This window comes from Lysinibacillus sp. FSL K6-4013 (genome assembly GCF_038630435.1).
GTDB classification, from domain to species: Bacteria; Bacillota; Bacilli; order Bacillales_A; family Planococcaceae; genus Lysinibacillus; species Lysinibacillus boronitolerans.
The window spans coordinates 1,920,875-1,938,231 of record NZ_CP152031.1 but is presented as its reverse complement, the minus strand read 5'-3'; the positions used below and the strand labels follow the sequence as shown (position 1 = coordinate 1,938,231).

At 39.6% G+C, this 17,357-nt stretch carries 19 protein-coding genes; 6 read left to right on the top strand and 13 right to left on the bottom strand.

Annotated elements, in window-relative coordinates; genetic code table 11:
- Positions 1–216 precede the first annotated feature (216 nt).
- Positions 217–1,407: a hypothetical protein gene (locus tag MHB39_RS09305; protein ID WP_342546427.1), complete on the bottom strand. Its 1,191-nt coding sequence runs from the start codon at positions 1,405–1,407 to the stop codon at positions 217–219.
- Complete coding sequence (locus tag MHB39_RS09300) at positions 1,400–1,906, bottom strand: sigma-70 family RNA polymerase sigma factor (protein ID WP_258859298.1); 507 nt, start codon at positions 1,904–1,906, stop codon at positions 1,400–1,402. Before MHB39_RS09300 ends, MHB39_RS09305 begins: the two co-directional genes overlap by 8 nt.
- Positions 1,907–2,028: 122 nt before the next feature.
- Here MHB39_RS09300 and MHB39_RS09295 point away from each other — a divergent pair, with 122 nt between their 5' ends.
- Both MHB39_RS09295 and MHB39_RS09290 read left to right on the top strand, forming a co-directional pair.
- Complete coding sequence (locus MHB39_RS09295; RefSeq protein WP_312124876.1) at positions 2,029–2,454, top strand: MerR family transcriptional regulator; 426 nt, start codon at positions 2,029–2,031, stop codon at positions 2,452–2,454.
- Positions 2,455–2,808 carry a DUF4260 domain-containing protein gene (locus tag MHB39_RS09290; RefSeq protein ID WP_342546424.1) on the top strand — a complete coding sequence of 118 codons (354 nt, stop codon included), beginning with the start codon at positions 2,455–2,457 and terminating at the stop codon, positions 2,806–2,808.
- Positions 2,809–3,064: 256 nt separating this feature from the next.
- On the opposite strand, the gene MHB39_RS09285 is transcribed toward MHB39_RS09290, so the two are convergent.
- From MHB39_RS09285 to MHB39_RS09245, 9 genes are all read right to left on the bottom strand, one after another.
- The gene (locus tag MHB39_RS09285; protein ID WP_342546421.1) at positions 3,065–4,837 is read right to left on the bottom strand and encodes a sodium:proton antiporter; all 1,773 of its coding nucleotides are present in this window, start codon (positions 4,835–4,837) and stop codon (positions 3,065–3,067) included.
- 103 nt (positions 4,838–4,940) lie between these two features.
- Positions 4,941–5,156: a hypothetical protein gene (locus MHB39_RS09280; RefSeq protein ID WP_342546419.1), complete on the bottom strand. Its 216-nt coding sequence runs from the start codon at positions 5,154–5,156 to the stop codon at positions 4,941–4,943.
- 87 nt (positions 5,157–5,243) lie between these two features.
- On the bottom strand, positions 5,244–5,465 hold the full coding sequence (locus tag MHB39_RS09275; RefSeq protein ID WP_016994620.1) for a hypothetical protein: 222 nt from the start codon (positions 5,463–5,465) through the stop codon (positions 5,244–5,246).
- Between the two features lie 9 nt (positions 5,466–5,474).
- Positions 5,475–6,548, bottom strand: a complete 1,074-nt coding sequence (locus tag MHB39_RS09270) for a sigma-E factor regulatory protein RseB domain-containing protein (protein WP_342546417.1) — start codon at positions 6,546–6,548, stop codon at positions 5,475–5,477.
- Complete coding sequence (locus MHB39_RS09265) at positions 6,545–7,993, bottom strand: HAMP domain-containing sensor histidine kinase (protein WP_342546415.1); 1,449 nt, start codon at positions 7,991–7,993, stop codon at positions 6,545–6,547. Before MHB39_RS09265 ends, MHB39_RS09270 begins: the two co-directional genes overlap by 4 nt.
- Complete coding sequence (locus MHB39_RS09260) at positions 7,990–8,688, bottom strand: response regulator transcription factor (protein ID WP_202341843.1); 699 nt, start codon at positions 8,686–8,688, stop codon at positions 7,990–7,992. Before MHB39_RS09260 ends, MHB39_RS09265 begins: the two co-directional genes overlap by 4 nt.
- Before the next feature lie 52 nt (positions 8,689–8,740).
- Positions 8,741–9,010, bottom strand: coding sequence for a hypothetical protein (locus MHB39_RS09255; protein WP_342546414.1), 270 nt, complete (start codon positions 9,008–9,010; stop codon positions 8,741–8,743).
- A gap of 200 nt (positions 9,011–9,210) precedes the next feature.
- Complete coding sequence (locus MHB39_RS09250) at positions 9,211–10,227, bottom strand: inorganic phosphate transporter (protein ID WP_004229076.1); 1,017 nt, start codon at positions 10,225–10,227, stop codon at positions 9,211–9,213.
- 15 nt (positions 10,228–10,242) lie between these two features.
- A complete protein-coding gene (locus tag MHB39_RS09245) occupies positions 10,243–10,863 on the bottom strand; it encodes a DUF47 family protein (RefSeq protein WP_036081351.1) in 621 nt (206 codons plus the stop codon).
- 334 nt (positions 10,864–11,197) lie between these two features.
- Here MHB39_RS09245 and MHB39_RS09240 point away from each other — a divergent pair, with 334 nt between their 5' ends.
- From MHB39_RS09240 to MHB39_RS09225, 4 genes are all read left to right on the top strand, one after another.
- On the top strand, positions 11,198–11,395 hold the full coding sequence (locus tag MHB39_RS09240; protein ID WP_238542977.1) for a hypothetical protein: 198 nt from the start codon (positions 11,198–11,200) through the stop codon (positions 11,393–11,395).
- A gap of 555 nt (positions 11,396–11,950) precedes the next feature.
- Positions 11,951–13,327 carry a Na+/H+ antiporter NhaC gene (gene nhaC / locus MHB39_RS09235; RefSeq protein ID WP_342546409.1) on the top strand — a complete coding sequence of 459 codons (1,377 nt, stop codon included), beginning with the start codon at positions 11,951–11,953 and terminating at the stop codon, positions 13,325–13,327.
- Between the two features lie 262 nt (positions 13,328–13,589).
- The gene (locus MHB39_RS09230) at positions 13,590–14,354 is read left to right on the top strand and encodes a methyltransferase domain-containing protein (protein WP_342546408.1); all 765 of its coding nucleotides are present in this window, start codon (positions 13,590–13,592) and stop codon (positions 14,352–14,354) included.
- Positions 14,355–14,519: 165 nt separating this feature from the next.
- A complete protein-coding gene (locus MHB39_RS09225; protein WP_339280866.1) occupies positions 14,520–16,172 on the top strand; it encodes an IS1182 family transposase in 1,653 nt (550 codons plus the stop codon).
- A 25-nt stretch (positions 16,173–16,197) separates the two neighbouring features.
- Here the strand turns inward: MHB39_RS09225 and MHB39_RS09220 are convergent, their stop codons facing one another.
- Both MHB39_RS09220 and MHB39_RS09215 read right to left on the bottom strand, forming a co-directional pair.
- On the bottom strand, positions 16,198–16,518 hold the full coding sequence (locus MHB39_RS09220; protein WP_036081358.1) for a YnfA family protein: 321 nt from the start codon (positions 16,516–16,518) through the stop codon (positions 16,198–16,200).
- A gap of 41 nt (positions 16,519–16,559) precedes the next feature.
- Positions 16,560–17,294, bottom strand: coding sequence for a sulfite exporter TauE/SafE family protein (locus tag MHB39_RS09215; protein ID WP_312124855.1), 735 nt, complete (start codon positions 17,292–17,294; stop codon positions 16,560–16,562).
- Between the last annotated feature and the right edge of the window lie 63 nt (positions 17,295–17,357).

Sequence of the window (17,357 nt, the reverse complement as noted above, 5' to 3'; positions counted from 1 at the left end):
CCCTCCTTTTCTTCATCCTTACTTCTTTAATACTACCTTTGACCTTAAAATATTACAATTCTTTGGACTCATTTATTTTTTCGACATTAAGTAATTCAGCCTAATAACGAAAATCAGTGTGTATTTTTTCCTACATTCAATTAAAGGTTATTTTAACATGGTACTTTCACTATAATTTTCCCCTAAACAAAAAACAAGCCTCTTTCAAGAGACTTGTTAAGATTCTTCTATGCCTAGGATGGCTATTAATTCCTTCGCTCTGTTGGCACTAAGGTGAATTTCTCCGCTACCAGCCTTTTGGAGATAAATTGAACCGCCATAGCCCTTCCACATTTCAATACGGACGCCTTCTACTTCAAATGAATATTCGGGTGGTCTTTTCATATATGCTGCAGGCTGCCAAGGGATATCCTGTAAAAACTGAGCAACCTCTTTGTCATTTTCTAGCTCAAGCATTTTTGTAATGGTTGGCTCTAGTTTTTCCAGTTTCGATAATAAACCATATTTTCTTACGATTCCATTTTCCTCAATGCTCCCTGTTCCCATAGAAGTTAAAGTAATATAATCCCCCTGCTCGACAGGAAAATCATCCAGCACAGGATACCAATTGGCTTGTTCATATTTTGCAGCAAGCTGTTCCTCTGCCATATGATCAAGGTCCTCAGGAATCACCCCTTCAATAAATAAGAAAACATTTGATTCAACCTTTGCAACTGTTCCGACCATTGAAGAGCCATGTGAACTGGTACGTATTACAATGTTATGCTCCTTTTGAAAGGCTGTTGCCTGCTCAGTATAATGCGCTTGGAAATATCGTTTCGCCTCAATATTGGCTACTTCTTGGTAAGCATAAAAAGTTGGATATTTTTCTTTATAGAGAGCATATAGCTTTGTTCGCGTTGTATACATCGGCAGAAGGGGCTCGAGATATGTTTCAACATACTGTTTCGGTGCTAATCCCTGAAATAGTGCTTCGTATTCAGATGCTTGATAAAGCATTTCCAACTGTTCTACTTGCTTCTTTCTCTCCGCATCTAGCTCTGCCTTAGAATAATCAATCCCTACTGATTTCGCAAAATAGTAGGCGGCAACGAGCTTCTCATACGATAGATAGGCTTCCTCTTTATAAAATTCCTGCTCTTTCCCTGGCCACATTAGCTGATTAAGACGTTCGAAATGCTCAAGCTGTCTTTCATGAAATAGTGAGGATGTTTGCTCTGTTTCGTTCGTAAGAAGCTGCACCATCATAAACCCCACCACACAAAGTGTCAGCACGACGGTTAATAGGGTGAAACGAAAAGGCTTCCTTCTATTGATAGACTGTTGTAGTACATGTTTTTTGACGCGTTCTTTGCTTGCTGTCATATCACCAGCGACTTTGAGTAATTCCTTCTGTATCTCATTCATGTCTAAGCACCTCCCATTCCTCCTGCTTCAGATGAGGCTTTAATGCTTCTCTTGCCCGCTTCAGTCTTGTTTTCACCGTATTCTCTGCAATGCCAAGTAGCTGGGCAATATCACGAATCTTCATTTCTTCAAAATAATAAAGGATAATGGGCTCCCGATAGGTAAGTGAAAGCTTTAAAATAGCTGCCCCAATTTGAGACCGTTCCTCTGCTGCCACCAGCTCATCTCGCTGTCTATTCCCCTGAACAGGAAATATTTTTTCTTGTAATAGTAATTTCTTATAATGCCAGCTTTTTAAATAATCCTTGCTTTGATTAATCGTTAGCGTGGATAAATACGCACGCAACTGCCCGCGTTCTTCATAGCCACGCTGAGAAAATTTAATAAAGACCTCTTGCACAATATCCTCTGCGGTTTGTCGGTTCTTCACATACAAATAGGCGAGACGTAATAAATGCGCTGCATGTTCTTCGATCATTTCCTCAAGTATGCCGTCCACCTCCCCTTCTTACACTATAAACGACTGCCACTGAATGACCGTTTCATTTTTTTACTTTTTTTCTCAAGCACCTTGACCTTGGAGCATGCTCCAAGGTTAGGATGAATTTAGGAGGTACTTACATGAAAATTAAACAATTCGCCGAGAAATTTCAATTAACAACCGATACCGTTCGCTACTATGAAAAAGAGGGACTCTTACAGCCGCAAAAACAAGACAATGGCTACCGTGTGTATGATGCCATGTGTGAACATACAATGAAATTTATTATCGTTTTACGTCAGCTAGGCTTTACGCTCCAAGAAATTAAACATTTACTGACACTCGAACAAAAGCCTATTTCAACAGCATGTAATGAAGAAACGGTACAGCTATTTTCCACAAAGATTGCCCAGATTGAGCAGCAACTTCGATTCTATCAGCATGCGCTTCATTCGTTACAACTGACTAAAACGTTAATGGCTGACGGACAGTATGAAGAAAATCAAGAAAAAATTGCCTCACTCATTGAGGATATGTATCAAAATTTACTGGAAGGTCGTGGTTAAATGTCACTACGTAAAATCATCTCAATCGAATATATCCTTGCTTTCGTCATCACTGTTTTTTTCTATGGTCATCTAAATTTTTCATGGCTATATTTTATTGTATTTTTATTGCTCCCAGACATCACAATGGTTGGCTATCTCATCAATACAAAAGTAGGCGCTCTTTTCTATAATATGGGGCATAGCTTTGTGCTACCTGCCATGATAATGGCGATTGGTTTACTAACGACTACATCAATACCTCTGATGGCTGCCCTGATTTGGCTCGCGCATATTTTCTTAGATCGCGCACTTGGCTATGGTTTAAAATATGAGGATGCTTTTAAGAAGACACATTTACAGCAAATTGCGTAATGTAAGTATGGCTAGCCATTTAACACTGCGATTTTTAGTAGAAATGGGTTAGAAAAATTTCCTAATTAAATGCTCTCTTGGGGTGGGATTACCATTATTTATCATCGGAATATGGAGTTGCTCTCTTTAAGCTAGCTGTTCTTGCTTTCTATGAAACAGGCAGGACACTAATTCCAAGCATGGCCATTTTCAGTCAACTAGTCTCCTTTCTCTTGCATCAAAAAACCAGCCGCCCTGCACAAACAGGTGGCTGGTTTTAGCGAATTAAACTAATAATAGTATGTGGTTCATGTTTTATATCGTCATATTTATTGACCATATCCAACACGATAGCTCCATCCTGTGTTATAGCATACACCCAGACGGCATGAGGATTTTGTTCTACATAATCCTTCCATGTAAATACTTCTGTAATTTTCGTTTGGCGAAGTTGTGCACCTTGCTCTATCAGTTCATTGAGCTGATGAATATCATGCTGTGCATCGACAAGAAGCTGTCCCCCGTACTTCCGTGAGTAATTTTTAGGGTCTGTAGAATGTAAAGCCGTTTGAAAAATATTGAGACGCCCTAATTCTGGCACAAAGTCTGCACAAACAAGGACATTATAGGCGTCCTGCTTTGTTGCTACAATTAGTTGATCATATGGGGTTAAATCAACATAAAACTCAGTATGCTCGCTTAAAATATCACCTGTTTCCGTCTTAATACCATTTTGTCGAGCAGCAGATAAATCTTCCCATGCACGATCCATCATCAACACATCAATTCCGTTATTTTGCAGGGACGTTGCGAGCTGTGTTGTAAATGGAGAAGCGCCTACAATCACAATACCTTTCCCAGTGGAAGCTTGTAGATCTAATTTTTTCGCAAGCCAGCCAATGCTAAAGCCATGGGCAACCACTGTCGCAAAAACAAGTGCTAATGTGAGCGCTGTTAATAATTGTGCACTTTGAAAACCTACGTCTTGTAGTGCCGTTGTAAAGTAACCTGAAACGGTTAATGCTACAATCCCTCTCGGTGCAATCCACCCAATTAAGGCCCGTTCTTCCAATGTTAAGCCCGTATTAATGGTCGCAATCCAAATCGATAACGGTCGAACAATAAACATCATTGCTAGCACGAATAGCATACGCCAATCAACGATTTGCCATAACGTATCGATGGTTAAAGACGACGTCAGCATAATAAAGACACTTGAAATTAAAATAACCGAAATATTTTCTTTAAAATGCAACAGCTCATGATGACTTGTTAAATGCATATTTGCCATCACAAGCCCCATCACTGTCACAGCCAATAAGCCCGTCTCATGCATGATGGCATCGCTTAGGGCAAAAACAAGTAAAATAGTAGCAAGTAACAGAGGTGATTTCAAAAACTCTGGAATTAAACCACGCTCCAAGCATTGCCCCATTACATAACCGACGACCCCTCCTAACAGGGCGGCTAAAAAGGCGGAAACAAAGAAAACGGTAAGGGATGTCCCACCCTCTAAATGATATATGCCTAAAACAATCTGATACGCAAATAGCGCTAACAATGCGCCAAATGGATCGACAACGATGCCTTCCCATTTTAAGATAGCTGCTGGTCGCTCCTTCAATTTTGCCTGTCTCAATAAAGGCAAAATAACGGTTGGACCTGTCACAATAAATAGTCCACCAATGACAAAAGAGACTGGCCATGATAGCCCTGCAACAAAATGCGCGGCAGTAAAGCCTGCAATCCAAGCGATGGCTGCCCCTACTGTGGAAATACGCAATATAGACTTCTTAAAGCCACGTATTTCACGAAAATCAAGGCTTAAACTTCCTTCAAATAAAATAACGGCAACTGCCAGAGAAATAACGGTATGAAAAATAGGGCCAAATGTCTCTTTTGGAGACACTAACCCTGTAAACGGACCAATAATTAGCCCAGCGATACTCATAATGACAATGGCAGGCATGCGAAAACGCCATGCTAACCACTGTGAAAATAAACCGATAAAAATAATAAAAGGTAACTGAAATAGTAAATTGTCAAACATATGTATCACCTACAATATCCGAGGATGAATGTATATTCCCTCATTTTAGCATGACTAAACCTGTTACCTTACATTATGTACGTATTGGGCCAAAATTATCACTTTACCTCATCATGATCATGAACGTAATCACATTATAAAGCGCTGGTGCAACCAAAGCGAACGCTAAACACACCACCGCTGCCCATTTTGATTTCTTAATATCACGGTCATCGCCTGTCTTTAGAAGATGAAAATAAGTTAGTGTGAAATAAAAGCATAAAATCATAAACAAGGGGAAAATGAGTTGTTGAGCAAAGCTATGTAGAAATGTAGCCATTGATGAAACCTCCTATTAGTATCCTCTTTATTATATTTCTACCATAAAAAAAGCAGGCTCCTCCACTCGGATCCTGCTCCTAATTATTTAAATGAATCTTTTTAACATTGATTCATATAGACCCACCATTAATAGTCCAATCAATATTGGAATAAGGGATGTAAAACTGAAATAAAAGCCTGCGTCCTGATATTGTCCCGTAAAGTGAAATTGTAGCCAAGACACCTCATATGTTTCCCCTACCCCATATAAAAAAATAGTGGTAAATAAAAATAATGCCAGACATTTTAGTCCTTGCGCTTTTTTCATAGTATCACCTCATTGTACAACGGTCATTTGTTGCGCATAGCTTAAAAGATCCTCAACTGTTAATTCTGGATTTTGCCCAACCATACTATATTGGTAGCCGTTTTCTTGCCAAGCAAGGGAGCGGAAATTTTCACTATCCATAACAGTGCCTTTTTGTCCTCGAATATCTATTTCTTTTTCATTTAGAATGGGGCCAATATCTGCAACACTCGCATCTGCTTTAAAAATTGTGACAAAAAAAGCTAACTCTCCATCTAAAACATAATCGAAAGAGTATTCTGGTCGTTCCTCTATCCCTTTGACCATGGATATGTTATCTAACGTAAGACCATTTACTTCTGGCACTAATAAAAACTTTTCAAGCTGCTGCTTGACGTCCTCCAATGAAATAGATTCTGAAGTGTCCTGGCCGCTAATTTCCTGAATCGTTACATCCTTTGGTAGATCTAGCGCAAATTGTTGATCATCTATTTTTTCACCAAAATTAATCTTAGAATATTCAGTGATCATATGATTCCCTGCACTATCTGTCTTCATTTTTAATGTCAGCCAAGTTTTTTTGTCAATCCATGCTTCGATATCTCCAAATAACGATTCCGTTTTCTTCGTCTTTGCCACGATTTTATACGTATCTCTACCTGCAACCTTCTCTTCTCCCGCTATTTTAATATCATGGGTATCCTTAACCATATTAAAAATAAGCTGTACCTGATCTTTCGGTGATTGCAAGCCATCTAATTCATGTTGTGAATAATCTATTGTGTAGGCTGTCTTTTCAGTGACATCATAGCTAATCACTTTAGCATCATTTTTGACTGTGATAACATGTTCACCATTATCACCTGTCATTTCTATCCGTCTATTGCTATCCTTTACCCATTCCTTCACTTGAGCTTTGCCACCTAGCTCTCCCATATCTAACGTATATTCGCCATAATAAGTGAGTGGCTCCTTGGATTCTTGAAGGGCTTGGTCGATAATTTCCTGAGGTGTATAAGATGCCTCTGAGTTACAGCCCACTAAGCTAAATGTCATTACAGCAATTAAGCCTGCTGCTCGGCAAGATCTTTTCCAATTCATCATTCATTTACTCCTTTATAAGGTGGTAGCCAGCAAATTACCGCTGTTCCAATGCTCTCTCTAGAAAGCAGTTCGACAGTGCCACCATGTTTTTCAATAATTTGTTTTGTAATATTTAAGCCTAGTCCTGTTCCTCGTTCACCAGCCTTTGATCTCGCATAATCTGCTTGATACATTGGCTCGAATAATTTTACAATGTCCTGCTGTGGTATGCCTCTTCCGTGATTTTGCACAATTATATACATTCCCTCTTGCTTGGTTAAAGCAGACTTCAAGAAATCAAAGCCCCATTCGGGATTATTTCCAGCATTGACTGCGGCTAAGCCGATTGTTGTCCCCTTTTCCCCATAACGCCATGCGTTGCTCAATAAATTATCAATGACACGCTGAAGTTGTTTAGGATGCACAGCATAGAGCCCATCCACGGCACAGCATACTTTTAATGTAAATCCTTGTTCTTCACATAAAGGTTCATAGTCAGACAAGGCCATGTCAAAAAATTCTTCTCCATCCACAGCAATAAGCTCTAATGTATAGTTTGTTGATTGAAGTAATGTAAACATCATTAAATCCTCTAGCATATGCTTCATCCGATCTGCCTTCGTAACGATGACCTGCTGATATTCTGCCTCCTGCTGTTCTGTTAAGCCTTTAGTTTGTAAAGATTCCGCATAGGCTTGAATGGCTGTAAGGGGCGTCTTCAAATCATGGGAAATACTTGCAATCATCATTTCTTTTTGCTGTTGTTCCGTTTTTAAAGAAGCCCGAGTCTTTTCAATTTCATCCTGCATCGCCTCAAATGTTTTGGCGAGTGCGCCAATCTCATCTTTTCTTACGCTTAGAGTTGATTTAACATGCTGACCTTTCGCAAAATTACGCATGTGCTGCATCAGTTCACCTAATGGCCGATTCAGTTTCCGATGAAGCAACAAGATGACAGTTAAATAAATGATAAGAAACAACAGGATCGTGCTTGCGATGACAAGCCATGAACGCTTTTCTACACCCTTTACCCAATCTGTTCGTATTAATTGAATTTCATAGATGCCAAGCAAATCACCTTTTAGATATACAGGCTCCTTGTATGTAAAGGCGTTGTATGCTTGCTGTAAATCATATAAACCATTTAACATGCGCTCTTTCCCTACATAGCCCGTTAGCAAAGGGTTGGAGGAATATAAAACATAGCCAGATTTCGTATAGAGGGTAATCGCCAGCTGCTCATTGGTAAGATCCTCAACCTCTTTAAGATTGGCATTTTTTTGATAAAGCATTGGATTGTCAACGACATCTTTTACCTGATTTAGCTCTGTCCACTTGTCAAAGAACTCCGCCACATTTTTATCTTGGTAATAAGCATTAATCCACACATAAAGGCTATAAGCTCCTACTATGGGTAATACCATTACAATAAAAAACATGATTAGTAACCACGCTTTTATTTTCATAATGGTTCACCAATAAAACGGTAGCCCTTACCCCACACGGTTTGAATAAAATTTGGGTTTTTCACAGAATCCTTGAGCTTTTCTCGTAGTGCCTTAATATGAACTGTGACAGTATGAGTGTCCTCTAACGTTGCTTGCTGCCAAATATGCTGATACAGTTCCTCTTTTGTAAAGGTTTGACTCGGATTTTTAGCTAGCAGCCTAACAAGAGCAAACTCCTTTTGAGTTAATGCAATTTCTTGCTGATAAACACATACTATTTGTCGTTGCCAATCTATTGTTAATCCATTCGCATAGGCAGTATGCTCTTCTATCACGTCTTGCTTATGGTAGCGTCGCCAGCGTCTAAGATGAGAGGCAACTCGTGCCTTTAATTCTTCTAAGCTAAATGGTTTAGCGATATAATCGTCTGCCCCCTGCAAGCCCTCCACCTTATCCGCATCTTCCTTGCGAGCACTCATCATTAGGATCGGCACATCACTCTCCCAACGGATATTTTGACAAACCGTTAACCCATCCATTTCTGGCAGCATCCAATCCACTAGCACTAAATCGAAAGGTTGCGTTTGAAAATCTGCCAGTCCCTCAAGGCCCGTAGTAGCCCATGTCACATAATAGCCTTCCTGCTCTAGCGTATCCTTCACAATACGCCCAATCGCTGTATCATCCTCAATCAGTAGTAACTTTTCCTTCATCATTTTCCTCCTGCATTCACCTTACTACGGAAAAAACGATTTTCTCCGAACTTTACACTTTCTTTATAATTACCTTAGAGCGTATCCGCACTTTATACAAGGGGAGGAGGCTACCGATTTCATCGAAGCAGTTTTTCTTCCTGCCCGCGCTATCCGCGACTTGTGTGGGGCTATCCGCTACTTTAACTGGGCTTTCCGCCACTTTGCCGGTTTTATCCGCTACTTTAACTGAGCTTTCCGCCACTTTGCCGGTTTTATCCGCTACTGTCCGGGCTTTCCGCCACTTTGCCGGTTCCACTACTTTAACCTGGCTATCCGCCACTTTGCCGCTCCTATCCGCTACTGTCCCGGCTATCCGCCATTTTGCCGGTTTTATCCGCTACTGTCCGGGCTTTCCGCCACTTTGCCGGTTCTATCCGCTACTTTAACAGGGCTATCCGCCACTTTTGCCGATTCTATCACCCAGATCCGTTTTCCAGCACAAAAAAAGGAATGCACTGTGGTTGTGCATTCCTTAGCGAACTAGAAAAATAAACTTAGAATATAGTAAATCAATGCCGCCATGACAGCAGAGATTGGCATCGTGATGACCCATGTTGTGACGATTTTACGTGCCATCCCCCATTTAACGCCTTTAACACGGTGAGCTGTTCCGACACCCATGATGGATGAAGAAATAACATGTGTTGTAGAAACTGGTAAATGGATTAATGTGGCACCAAAGATAATCGATGCAGAAGCTAAGTCTGCCGCTACCCCATTTACGGGGCGGATTTTCATAATTTTTCCGCCAACGGTTTTGATGATTTTATACCCACCGACAGATGTACCAAGACCCATCGCAGTTGCTGCAGCAAAACGTACCCAGAAAGGAATATCATCTCCTTGGTGTAGGCCGCCGGCGATTAGCGCCAAGGTAATAATACCCATTGCCTTCTGCGCATCATTTGTCCCGTGTGTAAAGGATTGTAAGGCTGCTGTCCCAATTTGCATTGTACGGAAGCCTTTATTCGTTCGATATAAATTCATATCTTTGAAGATGACTTTTAATAATGTCATCATCAGGAAACCAGCTGCGAACGCTAGTAATGGTGAAAAAATAAGTGCTTGAAGAATTTTAATAAACCCAGCATAGTTCAAAATATCAAATCCTGCTGCGGCAATAGCTGCCCCTGCAACAGAACCTATTAATGTATGAGAAGAACTTGATGGAATCCCAAAATACCATGTTAATAAATTCCATGTAATGGCAGATAATAAGGCTGCTAAAATCACAACAGAACCTGTAATATCGCCATCATAGGCATTTAAAGAAAATGGGTCCACAATATCTTTTGTTAAGGCTTTGGCTACTCCAACGAATGTAATGGCTCCGACGAAGTTCATAACCGCTGCCATGTAAACTGCTGTACGTGGCTTTAAGGCACGGGTTGATACAGAAGTAGCAATCGCATTTGCTGTATCATGGAAGCCGTTAATAAAGTCGAACACAAGTGCGAAAATAACGACTAATATGGTGATTAATAAGATCGTATCCATTTCGTACACTCCATCTTATGCATTACGCATAATTATTGTTTCAATTGTGTTTGCTACTGTTTGACAGCAGTCTGCAATGTCTTCAAATTGCTCATAAATATCCTTGAAAACAATCAAACGCATTGGGTCTTTTTCTTGGATGAATAATTGCTTCATTGAAGAACGGAAAATTTCATCACATTCACGTTCATTGTCCTTAATTTGAATAGCATGTTTACGCATTTCCACAAGCTTTTTACTATTTAACAGTTCCATGGCTTGTACCATTTCGTCCGTGCTTTTCGCAATATATGTGAGGAATTGGCGCATTGGTTCTGTTACTTCTGTTAGGTTGTACATATTGAAGTGCGCAATACAGCCTTCCATTCCATCAATTACATCATCTAGTTTGTTTGCTAATGCTAAAATATCTTCACGTTCAATTGGCGTCATAAAGGATTTATTCAGCATAACGATGAGCTCATGGATTAATTTATCGCCACTTGTTTCGTATTGCTTCATTGTATCTGCAATTTCTTTGAGCGCATCTATATCTTGAATACGAGCATTATGAGCATAATAAATACCCTCATTCACGTTTTTCGCGATTTTTAATAATGACTGAAAAAATGGATCTTGCTTATTTGAGTTGAACATCCTGTTCCTCCTGTTGAAAAAATATTGTCGATTTCTGAACCATCATAACAAAACATTTACACAATTCTACAAAATTTTAAACACTCAGATGTTGATTTTACAAAACTGTAATATAAAATTTGCCACATTTATTTTTAAGCTATTTCCCAAGTTGTAAACGTTGGAAATCAAATATTAAAAATCACTATTTTTTCTTTAAAAATGACCATTTTTTCTTTTATTTTTATAAAAATACTTGAAATAAACTTTTTTTTGCTGATTTGTTTACCTTGTGAAATGTTAAGGAATTGTAAACGAAATTTACATGAAAATGCTGGGATTTCATTGTTATTTTTTGACTTTCACAGTACGCGATGATGAAAGATGGGAGCATATTAATGGATATGGATTTACTTTCACTCACAATAGTATTACTACTGGCGGTGGACTTATCTCCTTACCTACATTAATGGCTGTTGGTTTACCCCAAGTACAGCCATTTGCCACAAATAAACTGGCCAATACCATTAGTAATGGCGTGCAGGTAAAGTAGATAGCAAGAAAATCGGAAAAATCGTCCCCTTTATCTTTGTGGGGTCCTTTCTCGGTGCATTTACCATCCATCTTGTATCCCCTGCTATTTAAAACCACTTAAGCTTGTTATGCTCGTCCTTGTAGCTGCTTATACAATGTTTAAAAAAGATTGGGGACAGCAATATTAAGAGCGTGTGCCTAGTACAGCCAAAATTTAGCCTATATAGGTGCATTTGTGGCTATAGGCTTTTTTTGGACCAGGTACGGGTTCATTTTTTATTCTATTAATGATAGGCGATGATTTTCTTCAAGCTACTGGTAATGCGAAAGCTATTAATTTCACCTCAAAATTAGCGGCATTAATCATGTTTTAGTTTTAGGAGAAGTTCATTTTCTATATGGTTTTTCGATGGACTTTGTCATGACCTGTTTATTGATTTTGAAAAAATGCCTGGGATGATTTCTTTCATTGAGACCGCCAATTTTCAGTCAATTGACAAAAAATATTAGCGTGCTATAATACTTTTGGGCTTCACCGCGTTGAAGCGCAGAAGTATTTATTAGGAGGATTCACATGTTTCGAATAGAAGCAAAGAGTAACCCTCGATTTCTTGAGGCAGGCTTTATCACTATTTTAATTATTGCCACAATGGCTTATAGTATTGGCTATTTAAAGGCTACACCGCATATCCCGATTTTTCTGGTGATTGCCATTTTACTGGCTTATGGATTACTGAAAAAAGTACCCTTTCGCGATCTTGAGGGTGGTATGATTGCTGGTGCTAGCGCTGGACTTGGCGCCGTTTTTATTTTCTTTTTTATTGGCATTTTAATTTCCAGCTGGATTATGGGTGGAACGATCCCAACCCTTATCTATTATGGCTTTTTAATTGTGTCGCCAAACTTTTTCTTTGCTATCGTGTTTTTAATTTGTAGTATCGTTGGTATTTCAATTGGAAGCTCTCTGACAACTGTCGCAACGGTTGGTGTAGCATTTATGGGCATTGCCGGAGCTATGGATATCTCGCTAACCATTACAGCTGGAGCGATTGTTTCTGGGGCCTTCTTTGGTGATAAAATGTCTCCATTATCCGATACAACCAATCTTGCTTCTGGTACAGTTGGTGTAGACCTTTTTGAGCATATTAAAAATATGGGCTGGACAACCATCCCTGCTTTTCTTATCTCCTTTGTGCTCTATGCTATTATCTCCCCAACAGGAGCTGCTACATCCTTTGAGACAGTGGAGCAATTTAAAGGGGGTTTACTGTCTACAGGACTTATTCATTGGTATACATTATTGCCAATTGTTGTTCTCGTAATCATGACTTTTTACAAGGCACCTGCAGTCATTACATTGGCTGTTGTGTCCATTATTGGAGTAGGTCTTGGCTCTTTACTTGACCCAGTTCCCGCTTCGGATGTCTTCAAAATTCTGTTTGATGGCTATGTCTCTCAAACTGGTAATAAAGAGGTAGATGCCTTGCTCACTCGTGGTGGGATGAATAGTATGCTATTTACAATCGCGCTTGTCTTACTTGCTTTAACAATGGGTGGCCTTTTATTCACACTAGGCATTATTCAAAGCATTTTAGCGAAGGTCGAAAGCTTATTTAAAAGTGCTGGTTCTGTTATTACAGGTGCTGCCATCACAGGCATCGGTGTTAATACATTGATCGGTGAACAGTACTTATCCATTCTATTAACTGGTGAGGCCTTTAAGGCACAATTTGCAAAGGTTGGGCTTGCACCAAAAAACCTTTCACGCGTCATGGAGGATGCAGGTACGGTCGTCAACCCTCTTGTGCCTTGGAGTGTTTGTGGTATTTTTATCACAAGTGTCCTCGGTATTTCCACACTGGATTACCTACCATTCACCTTCTTCTGTTTACTAGGACCAATTCTAACGATCTTGTTTGGCTGGAGTGGCAAAACATTAACAAAGCTTTAACCATAGCAAAAGGTAGCTGAAAACAACATCAGCTACCTTTTTATTTTATTCAAAATTTTTGTGGAAACACCATTTCTTACTACCTTGACTATGTGTTGTATAAAATAATTTTAATCCCTTATCGGATCGGAAATTTGATAGCGTGTAAAGCTAGCTGTTGGAGAGAAAGCTATCATTCCAATTTGGAATCAAAATTCATGATTTTTCGCATTTCTGTTGGATGACCTCCTTTGCTATGCTCTACTAAAGGAGATGAAAGAGGATGACAACAAAAACAAAATGGAATGCTCATTTATATGATGAAAAGCATGATTTCGTGTCAAAATTGGGTACAAGCTTAGTCGATCTACTAGCGCCGCAAAAAAATGAACATATTTTAGATGTGGGTTGTGGTACAGGAGATTTGGCTAATGACATATCAGCACTTGGAGCTTCTGTGCTCGGAGTAGATGCGTCGGCTACAATGATTTTAGCTGCTCAGCAAAAATATCCTGCCATTAACTTTCAAACGATGGAAGCTACAGCGATGCACTTTTCTCAGCAATTTGATGCCGTTTTCTCCAATGCCGCACTTCATTGGATGAAGGAACCTGATGTAGTTATTGAAAATGTCTATGGTGCACTGAAGAACGGTGGACGCTTTGTTGCTGAAATGGGTGGACAAGGCAATATTGCATCTATCATTTGGGCTCTGCAAAAAAGTATGGAAACTTTACAATTTCCCTATATCGACCACTATTTCCCTTGGTATTTTCCAAGCGTCGAGGAATATCAATCAAAATTAGAAAAGGCAGGCTTTCAGGTCGAGAATATCACACTCTATAAACGCCCTACACCACTTCAAGGGCAGGATGGGCTTCGCAACTGGTTGGTCATGTTTAGTGAAAATCTTCTTCAGCACTTAAAGGCTGATGAAAAAGAGCAGGTTTACGCGACATGTGAGGAATTATTAAAGCCAACTTGTTATCAACAGAATGAATGGGTCATTGATTATTATCGGCTGCGCTTTATAGCTCGTAAAAAATAGATTAAAAAGAGGGTGGGACAAAACCCACCTTTGAGCTGAAAAAGCCGTTGAAATTTTACGATGAGTAAAATTTCAACGGCTTTCAATAATTATTGAATAAAAATAAGGACCACTTCTGATAAAATAAAGTTACCACACAAAATTTTACAGGAAAGAAGGATCCTTATGTTCAAAAATTATAACATGAATCAATTAGTTTTGCCTCTAGATTTAGAAGTTCCATTACAAGAAAATGATATTGCTTTTGCCATCCATCATTTAGTCGAAAGTATTCCTGAGAGAACCTTCGACTCCTTTCAACGCCAAACAGGTTGCCCATCTTATCACCCACGCATGATGCTTAAAATTATTTTATGTGGCTACACGCAATCGGTTTTCTCTGGCCGTAAAATAGAAGACCTAACCAAAGACAGTATACGGATGATGTGGCTGGCCCAAGGGTATGAACCAAGCTACCGTACGATCAATCGTTTCCGTGTTCATCCCGATATGAAAGAGCTCATTCGCCAGTGTTTTGTGCAGTTCCGTGTCCAGCTTGTCCAAGAAAAAATCATCGATCAAGAGGCCATTTTTATTGATGGTACGAAGATTGAAGCGAATGCCAATAAATTCACGTTCGTTTGGAAGAAAGCAGTGGAAAAACATCATCACAATCTCGTTGAAAAATCGAATCAATTGTATAATGAGCTACTTGAAAAACAAATTATACCAGCATTGCAACGTGAAGATGAGGAGCAGCTTTCTATGGAAGAACTCACGCAAATCGCTGAAAAGTTAGAGGAAGTGGTCGAGGACTATACACAAAAAATCGATAGTACGGATGATGTCGGGATGCGGAAACAGCTGCGTAGTGAACGAAAAACGCCAAAGCAACTGTTAAAACAAGTACATGACTGGCTGATTCGTAAGCAGAGGTACGAAAAAGATTTTGAGATTTTTGACACACGCAACAGCTATTCAAAAACGGACAAAGATGCGACGTTTATGCGAATGAAAGACGATTACATGCAGAATGGACAACTAAAACCAGGCTATAACGTACAAATCGCAACAGAAGGTCAGTATGCGCTTGCCTACAGCATTTTTCCGAACCCAACGGATACACGTACGTTCATTCCATTTCTAAATGAAATCGAGCAGCATTATTTCGAGTTACCGCAATACATTGTCGCAGATGCAGGTTATGGTAGTGAACAAAACTATGAGGAGATCCTTTCGAACAGAAAACGAGAAGCACTGATTCCCTATACCATGTATGAGAAGGAGCAAAAGAAAAAGTACAAACAAAACCAATTTAACACCGATAACTGGCCATATGATAAAGAAACAGACACCTATACATGCCCGAATCAGAAACGTCTCGAATGGAAAAATCAAACTGTACGGAATGATCGGACAGGCTTCCAACATACGTTCAACATCTACGAATGCGAGGACTGTTCAGGATGTCCATTCCGTTCATCATGTACAAAAGCAAAAGAAGGCACCAATCGAAAAATGATGGTGAATGAAAAATGGGAACAACAAAAAGAATATATAAGAACAAAGCTTTCAGAAGAAAAAACGCGTACCATTTATCGTCAACGCAAAATTGACGTGGAGCCAGTTTTTGGATTCTTGAAGGCTAATTTGCGTTTCACTCGATTTTCTGTACGAGGAAAATCGAAGGTAGAAAACGAAATGGGGCTCGCATTACTGGCCGTGAATTTACGAAAATACACGGCCAACAAACAAGAACATATAAAATTAAATAGTAAAAAATGGAGAAAGGAGAATTTGAGCGAACTCAAATTCTCCTTTCTCCTTATTCGAAGCTAGTTCTGTCCCAGCCTCTTTTTCATTGCTAAGAGCGAGGCAGCAATATCACAATGACGCCTATTAAGCATATCCCTGCGCCAATAAAGTCTAAATGATCGGGCTTTTTGCCATCAATGCCCCACCCCCATAAAATAGACAACACGATGAATACCCCACCATAGGCTGCATAAACCCTACCAAAGGTTGGAAAGGTCTGGAAAGTTGCGACAACGCCGTACAGAGCAAGTGCAATACCGCCAATAATGCCCCAATAAAAAGGTTTGCCCTCTCGTAACCAAAGCCAAATTAAATAGCCCCCGCCAATTTCGCCAATTCCTGCAAGGATAAATAATAATATAGCTGTCATACTGTATCTCTCTTTCTCGTTTTAACTCTATTATACATGTCTTACATGCCCCAATAAGTAATAGTGTCCGTTAAACCGATTAAAATTAATAGGATACCTGCCGTCATTTGAATAGCCCTTCCCATCTTCATACTCTTTCGTAGGATAAGGCGCTTGGCATCAAAGACATAGATCAACAGAAGCATCATAATGAGCGGTACAGCGGTCGCTATGCCAAAAATACTCGGTAGAAGCAACCCATAGGAGGTACTTGCCACAAGGGGCATTAACCACACAAAGAACAAGACAAACATAGTGGGACAAAAGGCAATCGAAAAACTAGCGCCCATTAAGAACGAGCCTAATTTCCCCTCTTTTACTACAGGTGGTAGCAACGATGTTAAGCGTTGTAGAAAGGTTAATTTGAATAAACCGATTAGCACCAGCCCTGTTACCAGCATCATCGGTCCAATAGCCTGACGAAAGATTGGAAAATAAACGGTCATTTTTGTTTCAAATGATTGTCCAAAAAGCCAAGCACAAAACCCAAGCACACTAAAAACAACCACTTTCCCCCCAATAAAAAACATAATTTCTTGCCAATTACTGCTCTTTTGTAGTGTTCGATTGCCGTAAAATGTAATGGCACTCATATTACCCGTTAACTGACATGGAGCAAAGGCGCCTATCAAGCCAAGAAGAATGGCCATCATCAAAGCAGAATGCTCATAGCCCTGTACAAATTGCGTAATCGGCTCACTAATAAACTGACTAATGGTGGACAACATACTATACATATCAACACCCTCTATCTATCCTTTATACTAAAATAGTATAAAGGTACATTATGAATAAACCGT